19 protein-coding genes and 3 tRNA genes are annotated in these 23,433 nt (G+C 56.6%); 19 read left to right on the top strand and 3 right to left on the bottom strand.

What is annotated here, in order from left to right:
- The first annotated feature begins 44 nt into the window (after positions 1–44).
- From orn to ACOTWU_RS17470, 4 genes are all read left to right on the top strand, one after another.
- Positions 45–590 carry an oligoribonuclease gene (gene orn / locus ACOTWU_RS17485; RefSeq protein ID WP_003855965.1) on the top strand — a complete coding sequence of 182 codons (546 nt, stop codon included), beginning with the start codon at positions 45–47 and terminating at the stop codon, positions 588–590.
- 196 nt (positions 591–786) lie between these two features.
- A tRNA-Gly gene (locus ACOTWU_RS17480) sits at positions 787–862 on the top strand.
- A 45-nt stretch (positions 863–907) separates the two neighbouring features.
- Positions 908–983: transfer RNA gene (locus ACOTWU_RS17475), tRNA-Gly, on the top strand.
- 45 nt (positions 984–1,028) lie between these two features.
- Positions 1,029–1,104 (top strand) — tRNA-Gly (locus tag ACOTWU_RS17470).
- A gap of 270 nt (positions 1,105–1,374) precedes the next feature.
- On the opposite strand, the gene queG is transcribed toward ACOTWU_RS17470, so the two are convergent.
- A complete protein-coding gene (gene queG / locus ACOTWU_RS17465) occupies positions 1,375–2,514 on the bottom strand; it encodes a tRNA epoxyqueuosine(34) reductase QueG (protein ID WP_126498746.1) in 1,140 nt (379 codons plus the stop codon).
- Between queG and nnr the strand changes: the two genes are divergently transcribed.
- From nnr to rlmB, 14 genes are all read left to right on the top strand, one after another.
- Entirely contained in the window at positions 2,513–4,036 is a 1,524-nt protein-coding gene (gene nnr, locus ACOTWU_RS17460) for a bifunctional ADP-dependent NAD(P)H-hydrate dehydratase/NAD(P)H-hydrate epimerase (RefSeq protein WP_040117111.1), read from the top strand. The two genes, queG and nnr, sit on opposite strands and share 2 nt — an antisense overlap.
- Complete coding sequence (tsaE, locus tag ACOTWU_RS17455) at positions 4,029–4,490, top strand: tRNA (adenosine(37)-N6)-threonylcarbamoyltransferase complex ATPase subunit type 1 TsaE (protein WP_003855970.1); 462 nt, start codon at positions 4,029–4,031, stop codon at positions 4,488–4,490. The genes nnr and tsaE overlap by 8 nt, the downstream gene beginning before the upstream one ends.
- A 16-nt stretch (positions 4,491–4,506) precedes the next feature.
- Complete coding sequence (gene amiB, locus ACOTWU_RS17450) at positions 4,507–5,847, top strand: N-acetylmuramoyl-L-alanine amidase AmiB (RefSeq protein ID WP_126498745.1); 1,341 nt, start codon at positions 4,507–4,509, stop codon at positions 5,845–5,847.
- 9 nt (positions 5,848–5,856) lie between these two features.
- Positions 5,857–7,701: a DNA mismatch repair endonuclease MutL gene (gene mutL, locus ACOTWU_RS17445; RefSeq protein ID WP_040117113.1), complete on the top strand. Its 1,845-nt coding sequence runs from the start codon at positions 5,857–5,859 to the stop codon at positions 7,699–7,701.
- Complete coding sequence (gene miaA / locus ACOTWU_RS17440) at positions 7,694–8,644, top strand: tRNA (adenosine(37)-N6)-dimethylallyltransferase MiaA (protein ID WP_017383956.1); 951 nt, start codon at positions 7,694–7,696, stop codon at positions 8,642–8,644. Before mutL ends, miaA begins: the two co-directional genes overlap by 8 nt.
- Before the next feature lie 85 nt (positions 8,645–8,729).
- Positions 8,730–9,041: an RNA chaperone Hfq gene (hfq, locus tag ACOTWU_RS17435; protein WP_003855990.1), complete on the top strand. Its 312-nt coding sequence runs from the start codon at positions 8,730–8,732 to the stop codon at positions 9,039–9,041.
- Between the two features lie 74 nt (positions 9,042–9,115).
- The gene (gene hflX, locus ACOTWU_RS17430; protein WP_003855991.1) at positions 9,116–10,396 is read left to right on the top strand and encodes a ribosome rescue GTPase HflX; all 1,281 of its coding nucleotides are present in this window, start codon (positions 9,116–9,118) and stop codon (positions 10,394–10,396) included.
- A 56-nt stretch (positions 10,397–10,452) separates the two neighbouring features.
- Positions 10,453–11,712, top strand: a complete 1,260-nt coding sequence (gene hflK, locus ACOTWU_RS17425) for an FtsH protease activity modulator HflK (RefSeq protein WP_003855992.1) — start codon at positions 10,453–10,455, stop codon at positions 11,710–11,712.
- 2 nt (positions 11,713–11,714) lie between these two features.
- The gene (gene hflC / locus ACOTWU_RS17420; protein ID WP_003855994.1) at positions 11,715–12,719 is read left to right on the top strand and encodes a protease modulator HflC; all 1,005 of its coding nucleotides are present in this window, start codon (positions 11,715–11,717) and stop codon (positions 12,717–12,719) included.
- A 71-nt stretch (positions 12,720–12,790) separates the two neighbouring features.
- Positions 12,791–12,988, top strand: a complete 198-nt coding sequence (locus ACOTWU_RS17415) for a DUF2065 domain-containing protein (RefSeq protein WP_126498744.1) — start codon at positions 12,791–12,793, stop codon at positions 12,986–12,988.
- A gap of 103 nt (positions 12,989–13,091) precedes the next feature.
- Positions 13,092–14,390: an adenylosuccinate synthase gene (locus ACOTWU_RS17410; RefSeq protein ID WP_003855997.1), complete on the top strand. Its 1,299-nt coding sequence runs from the start codon at positions 13,092–13,094 to the stop codon at positions 14,388–14,390.
- A gap of 192 nt (positions 14,391–14,582) precedes the next feature.
- Positions 14,583–15,008 carry a nitric oxide-sensing transcriptional repressor NsrR gene (gene nsrR / locus ACOTWU_RS17405; protein WP_003855998.1) on the top strand — a complete coding sequence of 142 codons (426 nt, stop codon included), beginning with the start codon at positions 14,583–14,585 and terminating at the stop codon, positions 15,006–15,008.
- 38 nt (positions 15,009–15,046) lie between these two features.
- Positions 15,047–17,488, top strand: coding sequence for a ribonuclease R (gene rnr, locus ACOTWU_RS17400; protein ID WP_023295804.1), 2,442 nt, complete (start codon positions 15,047–15,049; stop codon positions 17,486–17,488).
- Between the two features lie 63 nt (positions 17,489–17,551).
- Positions 17,552–18,283, top strand: a complete 732-nt coding sequence (gene rlmB, locus ACOTWU_RS17395; RefSeq protein ID WP_015572470.1) for a 23S rRNA (guanosine(2251)-2'-O)-methyltransferase RlmB — start codon at positions 17,552–17,554, stop codon at positions 18,281–18,283.
- A gap of 91 nt (positions 18,284–18,374) precedes the next feature.
- On the opposite strand, the gene ACOTWU_RS17390 is transcribed toward rlmB, so the two are convergent.
- Positions 18,375–19,649, bottom strand: coding sequence for an MFS transporter (locus ACOTWU_RS17390; protein WP_015572471.1), 1,275 nt, complete (start codon positions 19,647–19,649; stop codon positions 18,375–18,377).
- A gap of 195 nt (positions 19,650–19,844) precedes the next feature.
- Here ACOTWU_RS17390 and ACOTWU_RS17385 point away from each other — a divergent pair, with 195 nt between their 5' ends.
- The gene (locus ACOTWU_RS17385; RefSeq protein WP_040117115.1) at positions 19,845–21,467 is read left to right on the top strand and encodes an isovaleryl-CoA dehydrogenase; all 1,623 of its coding nucleotides are present in this window, start codon (positions 19,845–19,847) and stop codon (positions 21,465–21,467) included.
- On the opposite strand, the gene ACOTWU_RS17380 is transcribed toward ACOTWU_RS17385, so the two are convergent.
- Positions 21,464–23,395 (bottom strand): methyl-accepting chemotaxis protein, encoded by a 1,932-nt coding sequence (locus ACOTWU_RS17380; protein ID WP_126498743.1) that lies wholly within the window; start codon positions 23,393–23,395, stop codon positions 21,464–21,466. The two genes, ACOTWU_RS17385 and ACOTWU_RS17380, sit on opposite strands and share 4 nt — an antisense overlap.
- Positions 23,396–23,433 lie beyond the last annotated feature (38 nt).

Raw genomic sequence — 23,433 nt, 5'->3', positions numbered from 1 at the left:
GTTAACCTGCTACTGCCGGTTATGCGAGAAGGGTGGAAAATAACATGAGCGCGGACGAAAACAACCTGATTTGGATCGATCTGGAGATGACCGGCCTGGATCCCGAGCGCGATCGCATTATTGAGATCGCCACACTGGTCACCGATGCCAATCTCAATATTCTGGCGGAAGGCCCAACGATTGCCGTGCACCAGTCCGATGACCAGCTTGCGCTGATGGATGAGTGGAACGTGCGTACCCATACCGGCAGCGGGCTGGTGGAACGCGTGAAGGCCAGCACCCTGGGCGACCGCGAAGCGGAGCTGGCGACGCTTGAATTTCTGAAGCAGTGGGTGCCGGCAGGAAAATCGCCTATCTGTGGCAACAGCATCGGTCAGGATCGTCGTTTCCTGTTTAAGTACATGCCGGAGCTGGAGTCCTACTTCCACTACCGCTATCTGGATGTGAGCACCCTGAAAGAGCTGGCCCGCCGCTGGAAACCGGAAATTCTCGACGGCTTTACAAAGCAGGGGACGCACCAGGCGATGGACGACATCCGTGAGTCTGTTGCGGAGCTGGCGTACTATCGCGAAAACTTTATTAAGCTCTGATTTTGCGATCCGGCGCCTTGCGTGGCCGGGTTTTTGTCGCTAAATTGTTCAGCTTGCCGATTAAATAAGCACTTGAACTGAATTTCAAAAAAATCGCTTTGAGGGGGGTTGCAGCTAAACGGATTTCTCGTATAATGCGCCTCCCGTAACGACAGAGAATTACACGTTACGACAGCAACAAAAGCAGTACAGATTTGCGGGAATAGCTCAGTTGGTAGAGCACGACCTTGCCAAGGTCGGGGTCGCGAGTTCGAGTCTCGTTTCCCGCTCCAAAATTTGAAAAGTATCGCAAGATACGCCAGCACCAGAACACCCAAGCGGGAATAGCTCAGTTGGTAGAGCACGACCTTGCCAAGGTCGGGGTCGCGAGTTCGAGTCTCGTTTCCCGCTCCAAAATTTGAAAGTATCGCAAGATACGCATAGCACCAGAACACCCAAGCGGGAATAGCTCAGTTGGTAGAGCACGACCTTGCCAAGGTCGGGGTCGCGAGTTCGAGTCTCGTTTCCCGCTCCAAATTCTTCTTCATCTCCAGATTATCCACAGCGAAGTGCTTCGTTGGGGACGTTTTCTATTATGTCTGAAATACTCTTGTGAACAGAGTTATCCACAGAAACCGTGTTAAAACCAGTCTGTACGAAATGTTAGCAGGGTGAATAATATCTTCGTAATTCCCTGTAATTTATGAAGAAAATTTGATTTCAAAATGTTATTGAGATCACTTGACCTGTTTGCCAGAGCTGATGGCGCCTGAATTCTTATTTTTATTCACAGCCTGTGAATATATCACACATCCCGCGGCAGCCCTTTTTCAATCACCCTGACCAGGCGCTGTTTCTTCGGTAACTGCACTTCAACCACGCCGGCATTTCGCTTCTCAATTTGCTGCGCAATCGCCCATTCTATGTGCTCATCAAGAAGTGGGTGCTCACCTCTGCGGCTTTCGAGCGCCTGAAGATTTGCCTCATCCCACGGGGCATTCCCCAGCGCAACGGCCACATTACGCAGCCAGCGCAGGTGGCCGATACGACGTATGGCGGAACCTTCCGTCACCTTCAGGAACCAGGCTTCGCTCCAGGCGAACAGTTCGATCAACTGCGGGGCATGTAACGCCTTGCGCGGACTGAAGTCTTCTTCGTCCGTCAACTGTGAATAACGGTTCCACGGACAAATCAGCTGACAGTCATCACAGCCGTAGATGCGGTTGCCGATAAGCGGACGAAATTCCTCTGGAATGGCGCCTTCCAGCTCGATAGTGAGATAAGAGATACAGCGGCGCGCATCAACGGTATACGGTTCGACAATAGCACCCGTTGGGCAGATGGTCATACAGGCCACACAGCGACCACAGCCTTCTTCCACCGGACCGTCTACCGGCAGGGGTAAATCAATCAGCAGTTCACCCAGGAAAAAGAATGAGCCCGCGTCGCGGCTTAAGATAAGTGAGTGCTTACCTGTCCAGCCGAGCCCGGCTTTTTCGGCGATCGGGCGCTCAAGAATAGGCGCAGAATCGACAAAGGGTCTAAAATTCAGCGAAACACAGTGCTGCTGAATGGTTTCCCCGAGCTTTTTTAGACGGTTGCGCAGAAGTTTATGGTAGTCACGTCCCAGAGCGTATCGGCTGACGTAACCCAGCGAAGGATTTTTTAGCGTGCGCGCAAAGGCCGCGTTAGCAGGCAGATAGTTCATGCGTACGCTAATAACGCGCAGCGTACCCGGCAACAGCACGTGGGGGCGGGCACGCATCATACCGTGACGCGCCATCCACTCCATCTCGCCGTGGTATTGTTTATCCAGCCATGCCTGGAGCTTAGGCTCGCTGGCAGAGAGGTCGGTGTCAGTAATACCGACCTTCTGGAAGCCCAGTTCAGCACCCCACTGTTTTATTTTTTGCGCTAATTCATTGAGATCGAGGGGCTGTGACATGACGGACCATACTGTGAAGAAAAACCCCGCAAGTATACCACATTCCATCTGGCATGCGGATGACCTCCGTCGGGCCGAGAAAGAGGCCGCAGATAGCCTGGGCATTACCCTTTACGAACTGATGCAGCGCGCGGGCGAGGCGGCGTTTAACGTGGCGCGTACGGCTTATCCGGAGGCTTCGCACTATCTGATCCTGTGCGGACACGGCAATAACGGTGGCGATGGTTATGTGGTGGCTCGTCTTGCGGTGGCGGCGGGGCTGCGCGTCACCCTGCTGGCGCTGGAGAGCGACAAGCCGTTACCGGAAGAAGCGGGCATGGCGAGAGAGGCCTGGCTGAATGCGGGGGGCATTATTCATGCGCCTGATATCGTCTGGCCCGAGGATGTCGACGTGATTGTTGATGGTCTGCTGGGGACGGGACTGATGCGCGCGCCTCGCGATGACGTCGCCGCGCTGATTACGCGCGCTAATGCGCACCCCGCCCCGGTGGTAGCGCTGGATATTCCCTCCGGCCTGATGGCGCAAACCGGCGTGACGCCGGGCGTGTCGATTGAGGCGGCGCGCACCGTGACCTTTATCGCCCTGAAGCCGGGTTTACTGACCGGTAAAGCGCGGGATGTCGTGGGCACGTTACACCACAACGCCCTGGGGCTGGAAAACTGGCTGGCCGGACAGGATACCCACATCACCCGCTTTGATGCCTCCCTGCTTGCACAGTGGCTGCCGCCGCGCCGTCCCACGTCCCATAAGGGCGACCATGGCCGACTGCTGATTATCGGCGGCGATCGCGGCACGGCAGGTGCGATTCGTATGACCGGAGAGGCCGCGTTGCGCAGCGGCGCCGGATTAATACGCGTGCTGACCCGCAGCGAAAACATCCCGCCCATTATTACCGCGCGGCCGGAGCTGATGGTCCACGAGCTTACCCCGCAGGCGATTGAAGAGGGTCTTGAGTGGGCGGACGTGGTGGTCATTGGTCCGGGCCTGGGTCAGCAGGAGTGGGGTAAACAGGCCCTGCAAAAGGCCGAGAATTTTCGTAAACCGATGCTCTGGGATGCCGACGCGCTTAACCTTCTGGCAATAAACCCGGATAAGCGTCACAATCGCATTCTGACGCCGCACCCCGGCGAAGCCGCACGGCTGCTTAACTGTAGCGTGGCAGAAATTGAAAGCGATCGCTTACTTTCAGCCCAACGTCTGGTAAAACGTTACGGAGGTGTTGCCGTTTTGAAAGGGGCGGGGACCGTTATCGCCAGCGATGGTGCGATGGGCATCGTTGATGCCGGTAATGCAGGCATGGCGAGCGGCGGCATGGGCGATGTGCTCTCTGGCATCATTGGCGCATTGCTCGGACAGAAACTTCCCCTTTATGATGCAGCCTGTGCCGGCTGCGTGGCCCACGGTACGGCGGCTGACAGGCTGGCTGCTCGTTACGGAACGCGCGGAATGCTGGCCACCGATCTTTTTTGCACGCTGCGGCGTGTTGTTAACCCGGATGTGATTGACGTAGAAAATGACTAATCGAGCGATTCCTTTACCTGATGAACAAGCCACTTTAGATCTCGGCAAGCGCGTGGCGCAGGCCTGTCAGGGGGCGACCGTCATTTATCTGTATGGTGATTTAGGCGCGGGTAAAACAACCTTCAGCCGTGGCTTTTTGCAGGCGTTAGGCCATAACGGGAACGTAAAAAGCCCGACCTATACGCTGGTAGAACCGTACACGCTTGAAAATATCATGGTGTACCACTTTGATTTATATCGTCTTGCGGATCCTGAGGAGCTGGAATTTATGGGGATCCGCGATTACTTTGCCAACGACGCCATCTGCCTGGTGGAGTGGCCGCAACAAGGTGCGGGTGTGCTGCCTGACCCGGATGTCGAAATTCACTTAGATTACCAGGCACAAGGGCGTGAGGCGCGCATCAGTGCGGTTTCCTCATCAGGCTGTTCCTTACTGGCGCGTTTAGCCGGTTGAGCGTAGGGATAACGGGATGATTAATCGCGTTAAAGGTTGGGTGCTGGCTGCCACGGTCCTGCTGTGCGCGCAGGCCGGGGCGGCCAGCCTCTCGGATATTCAGGTGTCGAATGGCGATAGCCAGGCCCGTATTACGTTCAGCTTTATGGGCGATCCTGAATATGCTTTCTCACAAATCGACAGCCGCAGCGTGGCGCTCGATATTAAACAGACCGGGGTGATCCAGGGGCTGCCGCTCCAGTTCAGCGGCAACAATCTGGTGAAAAGCATCCGTTCGGGGACGCCGAAGGATGCACAGTCTCTGCGTCTGGTGGTCGATCTCACCGAAAAGGGCAAGACGAAGGCGGTTAAGCAGCAAAACGGCGCCAATTATACGGTGGTCTTTACCATTAATGCTGATGTTCCGCCGCCGCCACCGCCTGCACCTGTTGTAGCAAAACGCGTGGAGGCGCCGGTTTATACCCCAAGGCCGTCTGAGCCAGCCCGTAATCCGTTTAAATCACAAAATGACCGACTTACCGCCGTGACCAGCAGCAACACGGTGACGCGTCCGGCGGTCAGCGCGCGGCGTACGCCGGTCAGTGGCGACAAAGTGATTATCGCCATCGACGCCGGACACGGCGGGCAAGATCCTGGCGCGATTGGCCCGGGCGGCACGCGGGAGAAAAACGTCACTATCGCCATTGCCCGTAAGCTGCGTGCGCTTCTGAATGACGATCCGATGTTTAAAGGGGTCATGACCCGCGACGGAGATTACTTTATTTCAGTGATGGGACGCTCGGATGTGGCGCGTAAGCAAAACGCCAACTTCCTGGTGTCGATTCACGCGGATGCTGCGCCGAACCGTAACGCCACCGGCGCGTCGGTATGGGTGCTGTCGAACCGTCGCGCCAACAGTGAAATGGCGAACTGGCTTGAAGAGCACGAGAAGCAGTCTGAACTGTTAGGCGGGGCAGGCGATGTGCTGGCAAACAGCCAGGCCGATCCGTATCTCAGCCAGGCGGTGCTGGATTTACAGTTCGGTCATTCTCAGCGCGTCGGGTATGATGTCGCCACTAACGTACTGAACCAGCTGCAAAGCATTGGATCGCTGCATAAGCGTCGCCCTGAGCATGCAAGCCTCGGTGTCCTGCGTTCGCCGGATATTCCGTCGATTCTGGTAGAGACGGGCTTTATCAGTAACAACGGCGAAGAGCGCCTGTTGGGCAGCGACAGCTATCAGCAGCAAATTGCCGAAGCGATTTATAACGGTCTGCGTAAATACTTTGACGCGCATCCGCTTCAGTCTGCGCCGCAGGGCGGGGCCGCCCAGACGGCAAGCGCCGCGCTGCCGGGTGAGATGACCGCGACTAATTAAGGAGAGTTCATGCCGATTCAGGTTCTACCGCCGCAGCTCGCGAACCAAATCGCCGCCGGTGAGGTGGTGGAACGCCCTGCGTCGGTGGTGAAGGAACTGGTGGAAAACAGCCTCGATGCAGGGGCGACCCGCATTGATATTGATATCGAACGCGGGGGCGCAAAGCTTATCCGCATTCGTGATAACGGCTGTGGCATCAAAAAGGACGAGCTGGCGCTGGCGCTAGCGCGTCATGCCACCAGTAAAATTGCCTCACTTGACGATCTGGAAGCGATTATCAGCCTGGGTTTTCGCGGCGAAGCGCTGGCCAGTATCAGCTCCGTTTCCCGCTTAACGTTGACCTCCCGCACGGCCGACCAGCAGGAAGCCTGGCAGGCCTACGCCGAAGGGCGTGATATGGACGTCACGGTTAAACCTGCGGCGCACCCGGTAGGCACCACGCTTGAAGTGCTGGATCTCTTCTATAACACGCCCGCCCGGCGCAAGTTTATGCGAACCGAGAAGACCGAATTCGGACATATCGACGAGATCATCCGCCGCATCGCGCTGGCGCGCTTTGATGTCACCCTCAACCTCAGCCATAACGGTAAGGTGATGCGCCAGTACCGCGCGGTGGCGGAGGGTGGACAAAAGGAGCGTCGGTTGGGCGCCATCTGCGGCACACCGTTTCTGGAAAAAGCGCTGTCCATTGAGTGGCAGCATGGCGATCTGGCCCTGCGCGGCTGGGTTGCCGATCCGAACGCCAGCAGCGCCGCGTTCGCAGAAATTCAGTATTGCTACGTCAACGGCCGCATGATGCGCGACCGCCTGATTAACCACGCTATTCGACAGGCCTGCGAAGATAAGCTCGGCGCCGATCAACAGCCCGCCTTTGTGCTTTATCTGGAGATCGACCCGCACCAGGTTGACGTTAACGTGCACCCCGCCAAGCACGAGGTGCGTTTCCACCAGTCGCGCCTGGTGCATGATTTCATCTACCAGGGCGTTGCCGCTGTATTGCAGCAGCAGGCAGAGCCAGAGTTGCCGCTGGCAAAAGAAGAGCCCGCGCCGCGCCCACTGCCGGAAAACCGCGTGGCGGCCGGGCGTAACCATTTTGCCGAACCGGCGGTCGCGCGCGAGCCGGCTGCTCCACGTTTATCCCCGGCGGGCAACGCGCCGCGACCAACCGGTGCCAACTATCCCAACGCTCAGCCGGGCTACCACAAACAGCAGGGGGCGCTGTACCGCAAACTGCTGGATACGCCGGCGGTGGAGCATAAAGAGCACATCACGGTTTCAACCCCCTCTCTGGATGGGCATAGCCAGAGTTTTGGTCGGGTATTGACCATTATTGCTCCCGACATGGCGTTGCTTGAACGCGAAGGTAAACTGCTGTTGCTGGCGCTTTCCGTGGCGGAGCGCTGGCTCAAACAGGCGCAGTTAACCCCGGGGGTGAATGCCGCCTGCGCGCAGCCGCTGTTGATCCCCGTTCGCCTGAAAATATCCCCTGAAGAAACAGGGGTTTTGCGGCGCGTGCAGACGCAACTGGCCGAAATGGGGATTGAAATCGTACTGGACGCGCAGCATGTGACAATTCGCGCAGTGCCTTTACCCTTACGCCAACAAAATTTACAAAACTTGATTCCTGAACTGATAGGCTACCTGGCGCAGCAAACGACGTTTGATGCCGCCGATACCGCGCAGTGGATCGCCCGCCATCTGGCCAGCGAGCATGCACCGTGGAGTATGGCGCAGGCGATTACCGTTCTGGCGGAGGTGGAGCGCCTCTGTCCACAGCTGGTGAAAGCGCCTCCAGGTGGTTTGTTACAACCTGTTGATTTACAAACGGCGATGACCGCCCTGAAACATGACTGATGTAAGTAAGGCGAGCCTGCCAAAGGCGATTTTTTTAATGGGGCCAACGGCCTCCGGTAAAACGGCGTTAGCCATTGAGTTACGTAAAGTTTTGCCAGTAGAGTTGATTAGCGTTGATTCAGCCCTCATCTACCGAGGGATGGACATCGGCACGGCGAAGCCCAACGCAGACGAACTGCGTGCGGCACCGCACCGTTTACTGGATATTCTCGACCCGGCACAGGCTTACTCCGCGGCAGATTTTCGCCGCGACGCCTTAGCCGAGATGGCCGAGATTACCGCCGCGGGACGCATACCGCTGTTAGTTGGCGGCACGATGCTCTACTTTAAGGCGCTGCTGGAGGGGTTATCGCCTCTGCCATCGGCCGATCCGGAAGTGAGAGCGAAGATTGAGCGGCAGGCGGCAGAGCAGGGGTGGGACGCTTTGCACAGGCAACTGGAAGAGATTGACCCGGTTGCCGCAGCGCGGATCCACCCAAACGATCCGCAAAGGCTTTCCCGGGCACTGGAAGTTTTTTTCATTTCGGGTAAAACTTTAACGGAACTGACGCAAACGTCAGGAGACGCTCTGCCGTATCAGGTGCATCAGTTCGCCATCGCCCCGGCGAGCCGTGAACTGCTCCATCAACGAATTGAGCAGCGTTTTCATCAGATGTTGGCTTCAGATTTTGAAGCAGAAGTGCGGGCGCTTTTTGCCCGTGGAGATTTGCATACGGACATGCCTTCCATTCGTTGTGTGGGATACCGCCAGATGTGGTCGTATCTTGAAGGTGAGATTTCATACGATGAAATGGTTTATCGAGGTGTTTGCGCCACGAGACAGTTAGCGAAGCGCCAGATCACCTGGTTACGCGGTTGGGAGGGTGTTCACTGGTTAGACAGTGAAAAACCACAACAGGCGTTAAACGAAGTGATTGAGGTTATTGGTGATATCGCTGACTGAATGTGTACAATTAAGCCGTATCGTGCGCAATTTTTCAGAATCGCAAGGTTCTAAGTACAAAACAAGCATATAAGGAAAAGATAGAATGGCTAAGGGGCAATCTTTACAAGATCCGTTCCTGAACGCATTGCGTCGGGAGCGTGTTCCAGTTTCTATTTATTTGGTGAATGGTATTAAGCTGCAAGGTCAGATTGAGTCTTTCGATCAGTTCGTGATCCTGTTGAAAAACACGGTCAGCCAGATGGTCTATAAGCACGCGATTTCTACTGTTGTTCCGTCCCGTCCGGTATCTCATCACAGCAATAACGCTGGCGGCGGCACTGGCAGTAACTACCATCACGGCAGCAACGCGCAGGGTTCTTCAACACCAGCGCAGGACAGCGAAGAAACCGAATAAGGTTTTGGGCTGTTATCCACACGGGGAGCCAGGGATCCTGCGTTCCCCGCTGATCTTTTTAGAGAGGTTTACGCTTGTTTGACCGTTATGACGCCGGTGAGCAGGCGGTGCTGGTACACATCTATTTTTCGCAAGACAAAGATATGGAAGACCTCCAGGAGTTTGAATCTCTGGTCTCTTCCGCCGGTGTCGAAGCAATGCAGGTGATTACCGGTAGCCGTAAAGCGCCGCACCCGAAGTACTTTGTTGGTGAAGGTAAAGCAGTTGAAATTGCGGATGCCGTAAAAGCAACCGGCGCATCCGTTGTGCTGTTTGATCATGCGCTGTCTCCGGCTCAGGAACGTAACCTGGAAGCTCTCTGCGAATGCCGTGTAATCGATCGCACGGGGTTGATCTTAGATATTTTTGCTCAGCGTGCGCGTACCCACGAGGGTAAGTTGCAGGTTGAGCTGGCGCAGTTGCGCCATCTGGCGACGCGTCTGGTGCGTGGCTGGACACACCTTGAAAGACAAAAAGGCGGGATTGGTTTGCGCGGCCCGGGTGAAACCCAGCTCGAAACCGACCGCCGTTTGCTGCGTGGGCGTATAACCCAGATCCTTTCACGTCTGGAACGTGTAGAGAAACAGCGCGAACAGGGGCGTCGGGCGCGAACGAAAGCCGATATCCCAACGGTGTCGCTGGTGGGTTATACCAACGCCGGTAAATCCACCCTGTTTAACCAGATAACCGAGGCCCAGGTGTATGCCGCAGACCAGCTGTTTGCGACCCTGGACCCAACCCTGCGCCGTATTGACGTCGCAGACGTGGGTGAAACGGTGCTGGCGGATACCGTAGGGTTTATCCGCCATCTGCCGCACGATCTGGTCGCGGCGTTTAAAGCGACGTTGCAGGAGACGCGTCAGGCGACCCTGCTGCTGCACGTCATTGATGCGGCGGACGTACGCGTGCAGGAGAACATCGACGCGGTGAACGTGGTGCTCGAAGAGATCGACGCCCACGAAATTCCCACCCTGTTGGTGATGAACAAGATCGATATGCTGGACGATTTCGAACCGCGTATCGACCGAGACGAAGAGAACAAACCGATTCGGGTCTGGCTGTCTGCTCAGGCCGGGATTGGTGTGCCACTGCTTTTCCAGGCTTTGACAGAACGTCTTTCCGGTGAGGTAGCTCAGCACACGCTGCGACTGCCGCCACAGGAAGGCAGGCTGCGCAGCCGGTTTTATCAGCTTCAGGCGATAGAAAAAGAGTGGATGGAGGATGACGGCAGCGTGGGGATGCAGGTGCGTATGCCGATCGTTGACTGGCGTCGCCTCTGTAAACAAGAACCTGCGCTGGCGGACTATATCGTCTGATCAGAAAGGGGAAGCCTGAAAAATTCGCCCTTGCATAACAAATATGGAGCATATACATGGCGTGGAATCAGCCCGGTAATAACGGACAAGACCGCGACCCGTGGGGAAGCAGCAATAATCAAGGCGGCAACTCTGGGGGAAATGGCAACAAAGGTGGTCGCGAGCAGGGGCCGCCGGATCTGGATGATATCTTCCGCAAACTGAGCAAAAAGCTTGGTGGCCTTGGCGGAGGAAAAGGTTCTGGCTCGGGTGGCAATTCCACTCAGAGTCCGCGCCCGCCAATGGGTGGCCGCGTGGTGGGCATTGTCGCCGCTGCGGTGGTAATCATCTGGGCAGCCAGCGGGTTCTACACCATTAAAGAAGCAGAACGCGGCGTGGTCACCCGTTTCGGTAAGTTCAGCCATCTGGTTGAACCGGGCCTGAACTGGAAGCCGACCTTCATTGATGACGTGACCGCGGTTAACGTGGAGTCCGTCCGTGAACTGGCCGCCTCTGGCGTGATGTTGACCTCTGACGAGAACGTGGTGCGCGTTGAGATGAACGTACAGTACCGCGTGACCGATCCGGAACGTTATCTGTTTAGCGTGACCAGCGCCGATGACAGCCTGCGTCAGGCAACCGACAGCGCCCTGCGTGGCGTGATCGGCAAATACACCATGGACCGTATCCTGACCGAAGGTCGTACCGTTATTCGTAGCGATACCCAGCGTGAGCTGGAAGAGACCATCCGTCCGTACAACATGGGTATCACCCTGCTGGACGTCAACTTCCAGGCTGCACGTCCGCCGGAAGAGGTGAAAGCCGCGTTTGACGATGCGATTGCCGCGCGTGAAAACGAACAGCAGTACATCCGTGAAGCGGAAGCGTACACCAACGAAGTTCAGCCGCGTGCAAACGGTCAGGCGCAGCGTATTCTGGAAGAAGCGCGTGCGTATAAGACCCAGACCATCCTGGAAGCACAGGGTGAAGTGGCTCGCTTCGCGAAGATCCTGCCGGAATATAAAGCCGCGCCGGAAATTACCCGTGAGCGTCTCTATATCGAGACCATGGAAAAAGTGCTGAGCCATACGCGTAAAGTGCTGGTTAACGACAACAAAGGCGGAAACCTGATGGTCCTGCCGCTGGATCAGATGCTGAAAGGCGGTTCTGCACCGGCAGCAAAAGACAACAGCGGTGCGAACAACCTGCTGCGTCTGCCACCGGCCTCGTCTGGCAGCGCCAGCGCGAACACAACGCCTTCTTCGAACGATGGTGACATTATGGACCAACGCCGTGCTAACGCGCAGCGTAACGACTACCAGCGTCAGGGGGAATAAGGATGCGTAAGTCAGTTATTGCGATCATCATCATCGTACTGGTCGTGCTCTACACCTCCATCTTTGTGGTGAAAGAGGGCGAGCGTGGGATCAAGTTCCAGTTCAGCAGCGTCGTGCGTGATGGCGACAAGCGTCCGGTGATTTATGAGCCGGGTCTGCACTTTAAGATCCCGTTCATTCAGTCAGTGAAAACGCTCGATGCGCGTATCCAGACCATGGATAACCAGGCCGATCGTTTCGTGACTAAAGAGAAGAAAGACCTGATCGTTGATTCCTATATCAAATGGCGCATCAGCGATTTCAGCCGCTACTTCCTGGCAACCGGGGGTGGCGACGTTTCTCAGGCAGAAGTGCTGCTGAAACGTAAGTTCTCTGACCGTCTGCGTTCTGAAATTGGTCGTCTGGATGTGAAAGACATTGTGACCGACTCCCGTGGCCGTCTGACGCTGGAAGTGCGTGATGCGCTGAACTCCGGCTCTGCGGGCACCGAGGATGAAGTTGAAACCCCGGCGGCAGACGATGCGATTGCCAAAGCGGCTGAACGTGTTCAGGCTGAAACCAACGGTAAAGTGCCGGTGATCAACCCGAACAGTATGGCGGCGCTGGGCATCGAAGTGGTTGATGTGCGCATCAAGCAGATCAACCTGCCAGCGGAAGTGTCCGAGGCAATCTACAACCGTATGCGCGCCGAGCGTGAAGCGGTAGCCCGTCGTCACCGTTCACAGGGTCAGGAAGAAGCGGAAAAACTGCGCGCGGCAGCGGACTATGAAGTCACCAAGACGCTGGCGGAATCTGAGCGCCAGGGTCGTATCCTGCGCGGTGAAGGTGATGCCGAAGCGGCTAAACTGTTTGCTGATGCATTCAGCCAAGATCCAGACTTCTACGCCTTCATCCGTAGCCTTCGCGCTTACGAGAATAGCTTCAAGAGCAACCAGGATGTGATGGTGCTCAGCCCGGACAGCGATTTCTTCCGTTATATGAAGACGCCGACCAACGCAACGCGATAAACTCAGGCTCGTTTGAGTATTCAAACCACCGCTCTTCACGGAGCGGTGGTTTTCTTTTATAAGGATGAAAAATGAACTCCACGATCTGGCTCGCACTGGCCCTGGTTTTGGTGCTGGAAGGCCTCGGCCCGATGCTCTATCCGCGCGCATGGCGCCGTATGATCGCGACAATGAGCCAAGTCCCGGACAATATTTTGCGTCGTTTTGGCGGTGGTCTTGTGGTTGCCGGTATCGTTATCTACTACATGTTGAGGAAAACGATTGGCTGATCAAAAACTAAACGCAATTGGCATATTTTAGGGTCAAAAAGTGCTGTATATCTGAAAAAGCGATGGTAGAATCCATTTTTAAGCAAACGGTGATTTTGAAAAAATGGGTAACAACGTCGTCGTACTGGGCACCCAATGGGGTGACGAAGGTAAAGGGAAGATTGTTGATCTTCTGACTGAACGGGCTAAATATGTTGTACGCTACCAGGGCGGTCACAACGCAGGCCATACTCTCGTAATCAACGGTGAAAAAACCGTCCTCCATCTTATTCCATCAGGCATTCTTCGCGAAAACGTCACCAGCATCATCGGTAACGGCGTTGTGCTGTCTCCCGCTGCGCTGATGAAAGAGATGAAAGGTCTGGAAGACCGTGGTATCCCTGTTCGTGAGCGTCTGCTGCTCTCCGAAGCCTGCCCGCTGATCCTGGATTATCATGTGGCGCTGGACGTGGCGCGTGAAAAAGCGCGTGGCGCGAAAGCGATCGGCACCACCGGTCGTGGTATCGGCCCGGCTTACGAAGATAAAGTGGCTCGTCGCGGTCTGCGCGTGGGTGACCTCTTTGACAAAGCGACCTTCGCTGAAAAACTGAAAGAAGTGATGGAATATCACAACTTCCAGCTGGTGAACTTCTACAAAGCCGAAGCCGTTGACTACCAGAAAGTGCTGGATGACGTCATGGCGATTGCTGATATTCTGACCGGTATGGTTGTTGATGTGTCCGATCTGCTGGACCAGGCGCGCAAGCGTGGCGATTTCGTCATGTTTGAAGGTGCGCAGGGTACGCTGCTGGACATCGACCACGGTACCTATCCGTACGTAACGTCCTCTAACACCACCGCGGGTGGCGTGGCAACCGGCTCCGGTCTGGGCCCGCGTTATGTCGATTACGTTCTGGGCATCATTAAAGCGTACTCCACTCGCGTGGGTGCAGGTCCATTCCCGACCGAACTGTTTGATGAGACCGGCGAGTTCCTCTGCAAGCAGGGTAACGAGTTTGGCGCGACCACCGGTCGTCGTCGTCGTACCGGCTGGCTGGACGCCGTTGCCGTACGTCGCGCAGTGCAGATCAACTCCCTGTCTGGCTTCTGCCTGACCAAGCTGGACGTACTGGACGGCCTGAAAGAAGTAAAAATCTGCGTAGGCTACCGTATGCCTGATGGCCGCGAAGTGACCACCACTCCGCTGGCTGCTGACGACTGGGAAGGCATTGAGCCAATCTACGAAACTATGCCGGGCTGGTCTGAGACCACATTTGGTGTGAAAGAGCGTAGTGGCCTGCCAAAAGCCGCGCTGGACTACATCAAGCGCATTGAAGAACTGACCGAAGTGCCGATCGATATTATTTCTACCGGCCCGGATCGTACTGAAACGATGATCCTGCGCGACCCGTTCGACGCATAATCTTCGTGACTGCTGGCCTGCGGGGAAACCCGTAGGCCGGATAAGCGCAGCGCCATCCGGCGACCGCTCCTGGATCTCCGCTTTTTCGCCCCGTCTGTCAAATAAATTAGCCGCTAACTATCTGGCTGGTTTATCATCATTAATGAATATCTCTGCGGTTTGACCGCGTTTTCCCTTTTTCCTGAGGTTGATGTGCAGTTAACAAGTTTCACCGATTACGGCTTACGCGCGCTGATTTACATGGCGTCGTTACCCGATGGGAAGATGACCAGCATCTCTGAAGTCACAGAGGTGTACGGTGTGTCCCGTAATCATATGGTCAAAATAATCAATCAACTTAGTCGTGCCGGATACGTTGCTGCCGTCCGCGGGAAGAATGGAGGGATCCGTCTCGGTAAACCGGCGCAGAGTATCCGTATTGGCGATGTGGTACGTGAACTGGAGCCGCTCTCTCTGGTGAACTGTAGCAGCGCGTTCTGCCACATTACGCCCGCTTGCCGCCTGAAACAGGCGCTTTCAAAGGCCGTGCAAAGTTTTCTCAAGGAACTGGATAACTACACGCTGGCCGATTTGGTTGAAGAGAATCAACCGCTTTATAAATTATTGCTGGTGGAATGAAGAAAATTTCCACCGGAGCTGACAACGGAGGAACCGACATGTCACAAGATCCTTTCCAGGAACGCGAAGCCGAAAAATACGCGAATCCTATCCCCAGCCGCGAGTTCATCATTGAACACTTAACAAAACGCGAAAAACCCGCCAATCGTGAAGAACTTGCCGTTGAACTGAACATTGAAGGTGAAGAGCAAATTGAAGCCCTTCGCCGCCGCCTGCGCGCCATGGAACGTGACGGGCAACTTGTCTTTACTCGTCGCCAGTGCTACGCGCTGCCAGAACGCCTCGACCTGCTGAAAGGCACCGTTATTGGTCATCGCGATGGCTTCGGCTTCCTGCGCGTGGAAGGCCGTAAAGACGACCTGTACCTCTCATCCGAACAGATGAAGATGTGTATTCACGGCGACCAGATCCTGGCGCAGCCGCTGGGTGCAGACCGTAAAGGCCGCCGCGAAGCGCGCGTGGTCCGCGTGCTGGTGCCGAAAACCAGCCAGATTGTGGGCCGTTACTTTACCGATGCGGGCGTAGGCTTTGTGGTGCCGGATGACAGCCGTCTGAGCTTCGACATTCTCATCCCGCCTGAAGAGGTGATGGGCGCACGCATGGGCTTTGTGGTGGTGGTGGAACTCACCCAGCGCCCAACCCGTCGCACCAAAGCGGTGGGTAAAATCGTCGAAGTGCTGGGCGATAACATGGGCACCGGCATGGCCGTCGATATGGCGCTGCGTACCCATGAAATTCCGTATGTCTGGCCGAAAGCGGTTGAAGATCAGATTGAAAACCTGCGTGAAGAAGTGCCGGAAGAGTCCAAAGCAGGCCGCGTGGATCTGCGCGATCTGCCGCTGGTCACCATTGATGGTGAAGACGCCCGTGACTTCGATGATGCCGTATATTGCGAGAAAAAACGCGGTGGCGGCTGGCGTCTGTGGGTGGCTATCGCGGATGTGAGCTATTACGTGCGTCCGCACACGCCGCTGGATAACGAAGCGCGCAGCCGCGGTACGTCGGTCTACTTCCCGTCGCAGGTTGTACCGATGCTGCCAGAAGTGCTCTCCAACGGCCTGTGTTCCCTCAACCCGCAGGTGGACCGCCTGTGTATGGTCTGCGAAATGACCATCTCCAGCAAGGGACGTCTGACGGGCTATAAGTTCTACGAAGCGGTGATGAGTTCTCATGCGCGCCTGACCTATACCAAGGTCTGGCATATGTTGCAGGGCGATCAGGATCTTCGCGAACAGTACGCGCCGCTGGTCAAACACATCGAAGAGCTGCACAACCTCTACAAAACGCTGGATCAGGCGCGCGAAGAGCGCGGTGGGATCTCGTTTGAGAGTGAAGAGGCGAAGTTTATCTTTAACGCTGAGCGTCGTATCGAGCGTATCGAACAGACTCAGCGTAACGATGCGCACAAGCTGATTGAAGAGTGTATGATCCTGGCGAACATCTCGGCGGCACGTTTCGTTGAGAAAGCCAAAGAGCCTGCGCTGTTCCGTATTCACGACAAGCCAACCACGGAGGCCGTAACCTCGTTCCGCTCCGTGCTGGCTGAACTCGGCCTGGAGCTGCCTGGCGGTAATAAGCCTGAGCCACGCGATTACGCCGAGCTGCTGGAATCCATCAGCGATCGTCCTGACGCGGAAATGCTGCAAACCATGCTGCTGCGCTCCATGAAGCAGGCGATTTACGATCCTGAAAACCGGGGCCACTTTGGTCTGGCGTTACAGTCGTACGCGCACTTTACCTCGCCGATCCGCCGTTATCCGGATCTGTCCCTGCACCGTGCGATCAAGTATCTGCTGGCGCACGAGCAGGGTCATAAAGGCAACACGACCGAAACCGGAGGGTATCACTACTCCATGGACGAGATGTTGCAACTGGGCCAGCATTGTTCCATGACCGAGCGTCGTGCGGATGAAGCGACGCGCGACGTGGCGGACTGGCTGAAGTGTGACTTTATGCTGGATCAGGTGGGTAACGTCTTTAAAGGCGTGATTGCCAGCGTCACCGGCTTTGGCTTCTTCGTGCGTCTGGATGAGCTGTTTATCGACGGTCTGGTGCACGTTTCCAGCCTCGATAACGATTACTACCGCTTCGACCAGGTCGGACAACGTCTGATCGGCGAATCCGGCGGCCAGACCTACCGTCTGGGCGATCGGGTGGAAGTGAAGGTTGAAGCCGTGAATATGGACGACCGTAAAATCGACTTCAGCCTCATCTCCAGCGAGCGTGCTCCGCGTAACGTCGGCAAAACCGAGCGTGAGAAAGCGAAAAAAGGCGGTAACGGTAAAGCGGGCGGTAAGCGACGTCAGGCAGGTAAAAGAGTAAACTTTGAGCCAGACAGTGCTTTCCGTGGCGAGAAGAAACAGAAGCCCAAGGCGGCGAAAAAAGACGCTCGTAAAGCGAAAAAACCGTCGACCAAGACCCAAAAAATAGCGGCCGCGACCAAAGCGAAGCGCGCGGCGAAGAAACAGCAGGCGGAGTAATTTCCCCTCACCCTGACCCTCTCCCCAACGGGAGAGGGAAAATATTTATTACGAGAACCATCAATGAGTGAAATGATTTACGGCATCCACGCGGTGCAGGCCCTGCTGGAGCGCGCGCCGGAGCGTTTTCAGGAAGTTTTTATTCTGAAAGGGCGTGAAGATAAACGTCTGATGCCGCTGATCCACGCGCTGGAAGCGCAGGGCGTAGTGATCCAGCTGGCGAACCGCCAGTATCTGGATGAAAAAAGCGAAGGTGCTGTACACCAGGGTATTATCGCGCGCGTGAAGCCAGGCCGTCAGTATCAGGAGAACGATCTGCCGGATCTGATCGCCGGGCTGGAGAACCCGTTCTTCCTGATCCTCGATGGCGTAACCGACCCACATAACCTGGGCGCGTGCCTGCGTAGCGCCGATGCAGCAGGCGTGCATGCGGTGATTGTGCCAAAAGATCGCTCCGCGCAGCTTAACGCTACCGCTAAAAAAGTCGCCTGCGGCGCGGCGGAAAACGTCCCGTTAATCCGCGTGACTAACCTGGCGCGCACCATGCGTCTGTTGCAGGAAGAAAATATCTGGATCGTAGGAACAGCCGGTGAAGCGGATCACACCCTGTACCAGAGCAAAATGACCGGCCGTATGGCGCTGGTGATGGGAGCGGAAGGCGAAGGTATGCGTCGTCTGACGCGCGAGCACTGCGATGAGCTGATCAGCATCCCAATGGCGGGCAGCGTATCGTCCCTGAACGTTTCCGTTGCGACGGGTATCTGCCTGTTTGAAGCGGTGCGTCAGCGCGGGTAGCCTGTTGTGCCGGGTGGCGGCTTCGCCTTACCCGGCCTACAAAAGCATGGTACCGTAGGCCCGGTAAGCGTAGCGCCACCGGGCAACAATCTCACTCCTCTAACGACCGTAAATGGTCATCCTTTCTCAGCGTCATCAGCGCGAAAATACTCACCACCGCCGTTGCCATCACGTAGTACGCCGGAATATCCAGATTGCCCGTCTCTTTAATCAGCCCGGTAATGATCAGCCCCGCACAGCCCGAGAAGATCGCATTCGACAGAGAATAGGCCAGCCCCAGCCCGGTATAACGCACGCGCGTCGGGAACATCTCAGACAGCATTGCCGGCCCCGGCCCTGCCAGCATCCCAACCAGACCCCCCGCAATCAGCACCACAATCGCTTTGACTGCCAGCGTACTGGATTCCGCCTGCAAAATTTTCAGCAGCGGCAGGGCGAGGATCAGCAGGAGCACGGTGGCGATAATCATCACCGTGCGCCGCCCGATCCTGTCGCTCAGCATGCCCGACGGAATGATCGTGAGCGCAAACCCAATGTTAGAAATCACCGCAATCAGTAACGCCTGGTTAAAACCGGTGTGCAGCGCAGATTGCAGATAGGTCGGCATAATCACCAGATAGGTATAACCCGCCGCAGACCAGACCATCACGCGGCCAATGCCCATCAGGATGGTTTTGAACGTGGCGGCGGTGCTGGCCTGAGTAACAACCGGTTTTTCCCGTTGCTGCACAAAGCTCGGCGTCTCTTCCATGCTCACCCGCAGCCATAGCGCGACCGCACCCATCGGCAGCGCCAGGAAGAACGGAATGCGCCAGCCCCAGTCGTGCAAGGCTTCAGGGGAGAGCAGGGCAGAGAGCAACGCGACAATGCCTGCGCCCGCTAACAGCCCGAGCGCCACGGTAAAGGACTGCCATGCCCCGTAAAGACCGCGCTTGCCGCGCGGGGCGAACTCCGTCATCAATGAGACCGCACCGCCATACTCACCGCCCGCGAACAGTCCTTGCAGAATACGCAGGAGCGTAACGATCAGCGGCGCGGCAATCCCGATACTGGCGTAGACCGGCACAATACCGATGGCAGCGGTGGCGAGCGTCATCAATACCAGCACTATAATCAGCGTCGGTTTGCGGCCAATCCTGTCGCCAATGCGGCCAAAGACCACCGCACCCAGCGGACGGAAGAAGAAAGCGATGGCGAACGAGGCCCAGGTGAGGATCAGGCTGGTGAGCTCCGCTTCCCCCTCAAGCTGGAAGAAGTTTCTGGCAATCACCGTTGCCAGAAAACCGTAGACCGCAAATTCATACCACTCGATGAAATTACCGATGGAGCCTGCAATTAATGCACGCTTGTGCGCATCCTGTTGCATAACGATCCTCACAAAAACGGGGTAAGAATAAATTATTCAGCATTAGTGAAGTAATGAAATAGTTTATTCTTATGTTCTGTGAGCTATTTCACGATTGATATCAACACGATCGTCATCGTGTGACCCCCCTCCCATGCAGCGTGCATGCCCTCTGTCCATACTTACCTTTATTGCCAATGAAAGGAGGGAGACAGCATGCACTGGCAGACACATACCGTTTTTAATCAACCTGCACCGCTATCGAACAGCAACCTTTTTCTCTCTGATTGCGCCCTGCGCGATGCGGTAGCGCGCGAAGGGGCTGAGTGGGATGTGGATCTTCTTGCCAGCATCGGACAGCAGTTGGGTACGGCGGAGTCGCTGGAGCTGGGCAGGCTGGCGAACGTTAATCCGCCGGAGCTGCTGCGTTATGACGCCACGGGAGCGAGGCTGGATGACGTCCGCTTTCATCCGGCATGGCATCTTCTGATGCAGGGGCTTTGCGCCAACCGGGTGCACAACCTGGCGTGGGAGGAGGAGGCGCGGAAAGGATCGTTCGTCGCCCGGGCCGCGCGTTTTGTGCTGCATGCTCAGGTGGAGGCGGGAACGCTATGCCCGGTGACCATGACCTTCGCCGCCACGCCGCTGTTGCTACAGTCGCTGCCCAAACCGTTTGACAACTGGTTAACGCCGCTGATGAGCGATCGCTACGATCCCCATCTCGCGCCGGGGGCGCAAAAGCGCGGCCTGCTGATCGGTATGGGGATGACGGAAAAGCAGGGCGGTTCGGACGTACTCAGTAATACCACCAAAGCAGAGAAATGCAGTGATGGCAGTTACCGGCTGGTGGGGCACAAATGGTTTTTCTCCGTGCCGCAGAGCGATGCGCATCTGGTGCTGGCGCAGGCGAAGGGCGGGCTTTCCTGCTTTTTTGTTCCGCGTTTTTTACCCGACGGGCAACGTAATGCCGTGCGCCTTGAGCGTCTGAAGGACAAGCTCGGTAACCGTTCAAATGCCAGCAGTGAGGCTGAGTTCCTTGATGCTTACGGCTGGCTGCTGGGCGAAGAGGGTGAAGGTGTCCGGCAAATTCTGAAGATGGGCGGGCTGACGCGCTTTGACTGTGCGCTTGGCAGCCACGGATTGATGCGCCGTGCGCTCTCGGTGGCGCTTTATCATGCCCATCAGCGGCAGACCTTCGGCAAAAATCTGATCGACCAGCCGTTAATGCGCGACGTGCTAAGCCGTATGGCGCTGGTGCTGGAGGGACACACGGCACTGCTGTTCCGACTCGCCCGGGCGTGGGACAACCGCACCGACCCGCAGGAGGCCGCATGGGCGCGGCTTTTCACTCCGGCGGCAAAATACAGCGTCTGCAAAGCGGGCATACCGTTTGTGGCAGAGGCAATGGAGGTGCTGGGCGGTGCAGGCTATTGCGAAGAGAGTGAACTTCCGCGGTTGTACCGTGAAATGCCCGTCAACAGCATCTGGGAAGGCTCTGGCAATATTATGTGCCTGGATGTACTGCGCGTGCTGGCGAAGCAGTCGGGCATTCTCGACCTGCTCGCCGATGATTTCGCGCAGGTCAAAGGTCAGGACAGGCACTTCGATCGCAGCTGGCGGCAGCTACAGCAGAAGCTGCGTAAACCGCAGGAAGCGCAGGGCAGGGAGATCGCGCGGCAGCTCTTTTTACTCGGGGCCGGAAGCCAGATGCTGCGGCACGCATCGCCGCCCGTGGCGCAGGCGTGGTGCCGCATGATGCTGGATACCCGAGGCGGCACGCTGATGAGCGAACAGGTGCAAACCGACCTGCTGCTGCGCGCCACGGGCCGGGTCGGTTAAGCCTTCAGCTGGAACAGGCTCACCAGCCGGGTGAGATGTGAACCCTTCTCGCGCAGCGTCTGTGCCGTCTGCTCGCTGCGTGAGATGCGATCGGCATTGATGTGCGATGCCTCACCGATGTGCGTCATCGCCAGATTCACCTGACCAATCCCCGCAGACTGCTCGCGGGAGGCGTGGTTGATCTCGGTGACAAGCTGGCTGATGTTATCGATATGAACAATGATGGCATCCATCGCCAGACGCGTCTGCTCAGACAGCGCATGGCCTTCGCTCACCTTGTTCAGCGTGTCGCCAATCAGCTGTTCAATCTCTTTTACCGCGTTGGCGCTGCGTGCAGCCAGGGCGCGCACCTCTTGCGCCACCACTGCGAAACCTTTCCCGTGTTCGCCCGCCCGCGCCGCCTCAACCGCCGCATTGAGCGCCAGGATATTGGTCTGGAAAGCGATGGACTCAATCACGCGGGCAATGTCTTCAATGCGTTTCGATGCATCACGAATATCATCCATGGTGGAAACTGCGTGGGTCACCGTCTCTCCACCCTGATGCACCGCGCGTGAGGTTTCCCCCACCAGCTGCTGAGTTTGCTCCATGTTGGCGGCATTTTGCTGCACGGTGGCGGCTAATTGCTCCATGCTGGCGGAGGTCTCCTCAACGCTGCTGGCCTGTTTGTTGATCTGTTCAGAGATCTCGCCGGTGTCTGAAGCCAGCGCGTTAGTCCCCAGATGGATTTCGCTTGCGGCCTCGCGGACCTGCAACACAATTTTTTGCAGGCCGCCCCCGATCCCGTTGATGGCATCAATCAGCTGGCCGACCTCATCCTGGCGGGTTACCGGCAGGCTGGCGCGCAGATCGCCTGCGGCATACTGCCGGGCAAGCGCGATCACTGCGCGTAGTGGGCGGGTTAGCATCCGGCGAATGAGGATAACGAACAGGCCCGCGAAGAGCGCGGATAGCACCACGCCCGCCATCAGGAAGCGATCGCGCAGCGTGGTGACGCTTGAAAGCAGTACGGCTTTATCCACTTCACCCACGATGGTCCAGTTCCAGCCCGGCAGCGGCGTGTAGGCAACTTTGAGCGTACGGCCATCTGCGCTCACGCGCTCCAGCGTGCCGGCTTTATCACTCAGAAGCTGCTGCTGTGTCGCCGTGTCCCAGTTGGGCAGTTTGCCCTCATCGCTGGCATGGAACAGATACTGTCCGCGCGTTTTGCCGCTGCTGCGATCCAGTACAAAGAAGTGGCCGCTCTCGCCCAGACGACGGTTAAGGATTTTCTCGCGCATGACGTTCCACGAATGGGTGATGTCCACACCGACAAAGATAATCCCGATAACCTGGCCTTCCGCATTTTTAACAGGCTGGTACTGCGTGATATAGCGCTTGCCGAACAGCAGCGCGAGGCCACGATAGACCTTCCCTTTGGTGACAGCCGCAAATGCCGGGCTGGTGGTATCAAGAACGGTTCCGATGGCGCGGTCGCCATTCTCTTTGCGCAGCGACGTGGCCACGCGGATAAAATCGTTACCGCTGCGGACAAACAGCGTCGAGATGGCGCCCGTTCGGCTCAGGAAGTCATCAGAAAGCGTATTGTTTTCATGCAACTCCGTTTCGCCGCCTTTCAGCAGAGGAACGGTAAGCCCGTTTATGGTCCGGCTCTGGCTGCTGTCGCTGTTCAGCGGCTGTGGCAAAAAGGTGGTGAACAGACGGGTATAGCTTTCAACCTCTTCGCTCAGGCTGGTGTTGAACATCTCTACCATATCCACCATGCCGGTGGACTGGTTATGCAGGTCTTCAACCGCAAGATCTTCAAGCTGCTGGCTGGCGTTGTGGCTCAACAGAAAAGTGAACAGCAAAAAAAGCGTGGCGACACTTGCACCTGTTAGCAGCGATAGCTTCGTGCCCAGACCTGCCCGGCGGAAAAAGGTGATCATAAATTGCTCATTATTGAAAAGTGATGGCTGTTCAACGG

Source organism: Enterobacter cloacae complex sp. GYL001, from assembly GCF_049237125.1.
Taxonomy (GTDB): domain Bacteria; phylum Pseudomonadota; class Gammaproteobacteria; order Enterobacterales; family Enterobacteriaceae; genus Enterobacter; species Enterobacter hormaechei_C.
Note: the sequence above shows the minus strand (reverse complement) of the source record. Positions and strands in the feature narration are given on the sequence as shown.

Bases quoted from the DNA above. Each gene is read 5' to 3' on its own strand.
- orn (WP_003855965.1), top strand. From the start codon at position 45: ATGAGCGCGGACGAAAACAACCTGATTTGGATCGATCTGGAGATGACC.
- nnr (WP_040117111.1), top strand. From the start codon at position 2,513: ATGACGGACCATACTGTGAAGAAAAACCCCGCAAGTATACCACATTCC.
- queG (WP_126498746.1), bottom strand. From the start codon at position 2,514: ATGTCACAGCCCCTCGATCTCAATGAATTAGCGCAAAAAATAAAACAG.
- tsaE (WP_003855970.1), top strand. From the start codon at position 4,029: ATGACTAATCGAGCGATTCCTTTACCTGATGAACAAGCCACTTTAGAT.
- amiB (WP_126498745.1), top strand. From the start codon at position 4,507: ATGATTAATCGCGTTAAAGGTTGGGTGCTGGCTGCCACGGTCCTGCTG.
- mutL (WP_040117113.1), top strand. From the start codon at position 5,857: ATGCCGATTCAGGTTCTACCGCCGCAGCTCGCGAACCAAATCGCCGCC.
- miaA (WP_017383956.1), top strand. From the start codon at position 7,694: ATGACTGATGTAAGTAAGGCGAGCCTGCCAAAGGCGATTTTTTTAATG.
- hfq (WP_003855990.1), top strand. From the start codon at position 8,730: ATGGCTAAGGGGCAATCTTTACAAGATCCGTTCCTGAACGCATTGCGT.
- hflK (WP_003855992.1), top strand. From the start codon at position 10,453: ATGGCGTGGAATCAGCCCGGTAATAACGGACAAGACCGCGACCCGTGG.
- hflC (WP_003855994.1), top strand. From the start codon at position 11,715: ATGCGTAAGTCAGTTATTGCGATCATCATCATCGTACTGGTCGTGCTC.
- ACOTWU_RS17415 (WP_126498744.1), top strand. From the start codon at position 12,791: ATGAACTCCACGATCTGGCTCGCACTGGCCCTGGTTTTGGTGCTGGAA.
- ACOTWU_RS17410 (WP_003855997.1), top strand. From the start codon at position 13,092: ATGGGTAACAACGTCGTCGTACTGGGCACCCAATGGGGTGACGAAGGT.
- rnr (WP_023295804.1), top strand. From the start codon at position 15,047: ATGTCACAAGATCCTTTCCAGGAACGCGAAGCCGAAAAATACGCGAAT.
- rlmB (WP_015572470.1), top strand. From the start codon at position 17,552: ATGAGTGAAATGATTTACGGCATCCACGCGGTGCAGGCCCTGCTGGAG.
- ACOTWU_RS17390 (WP_015572471.1), bottom strand. From the start codon at position 19,649: ATGCAACAGGATGCGCACAAGCGTGCATTAATTGCAGGCTCCATCGGT.
- ACOTWU_RS17385 (WP_040117115.1), top strand. From the start codon at position 19,845: ATGCACTGGCAGACACATACCGTTTTTAATCAACCTGCACCGCTATCG.
- ACOTWU_RS17380 (WP_126498743.1), bottom strand. From the start codon at position 23,395: ATGATCACCTTTTTCCGCCGGGCAGGTCTGGGCACGAAGCTATCGCTG.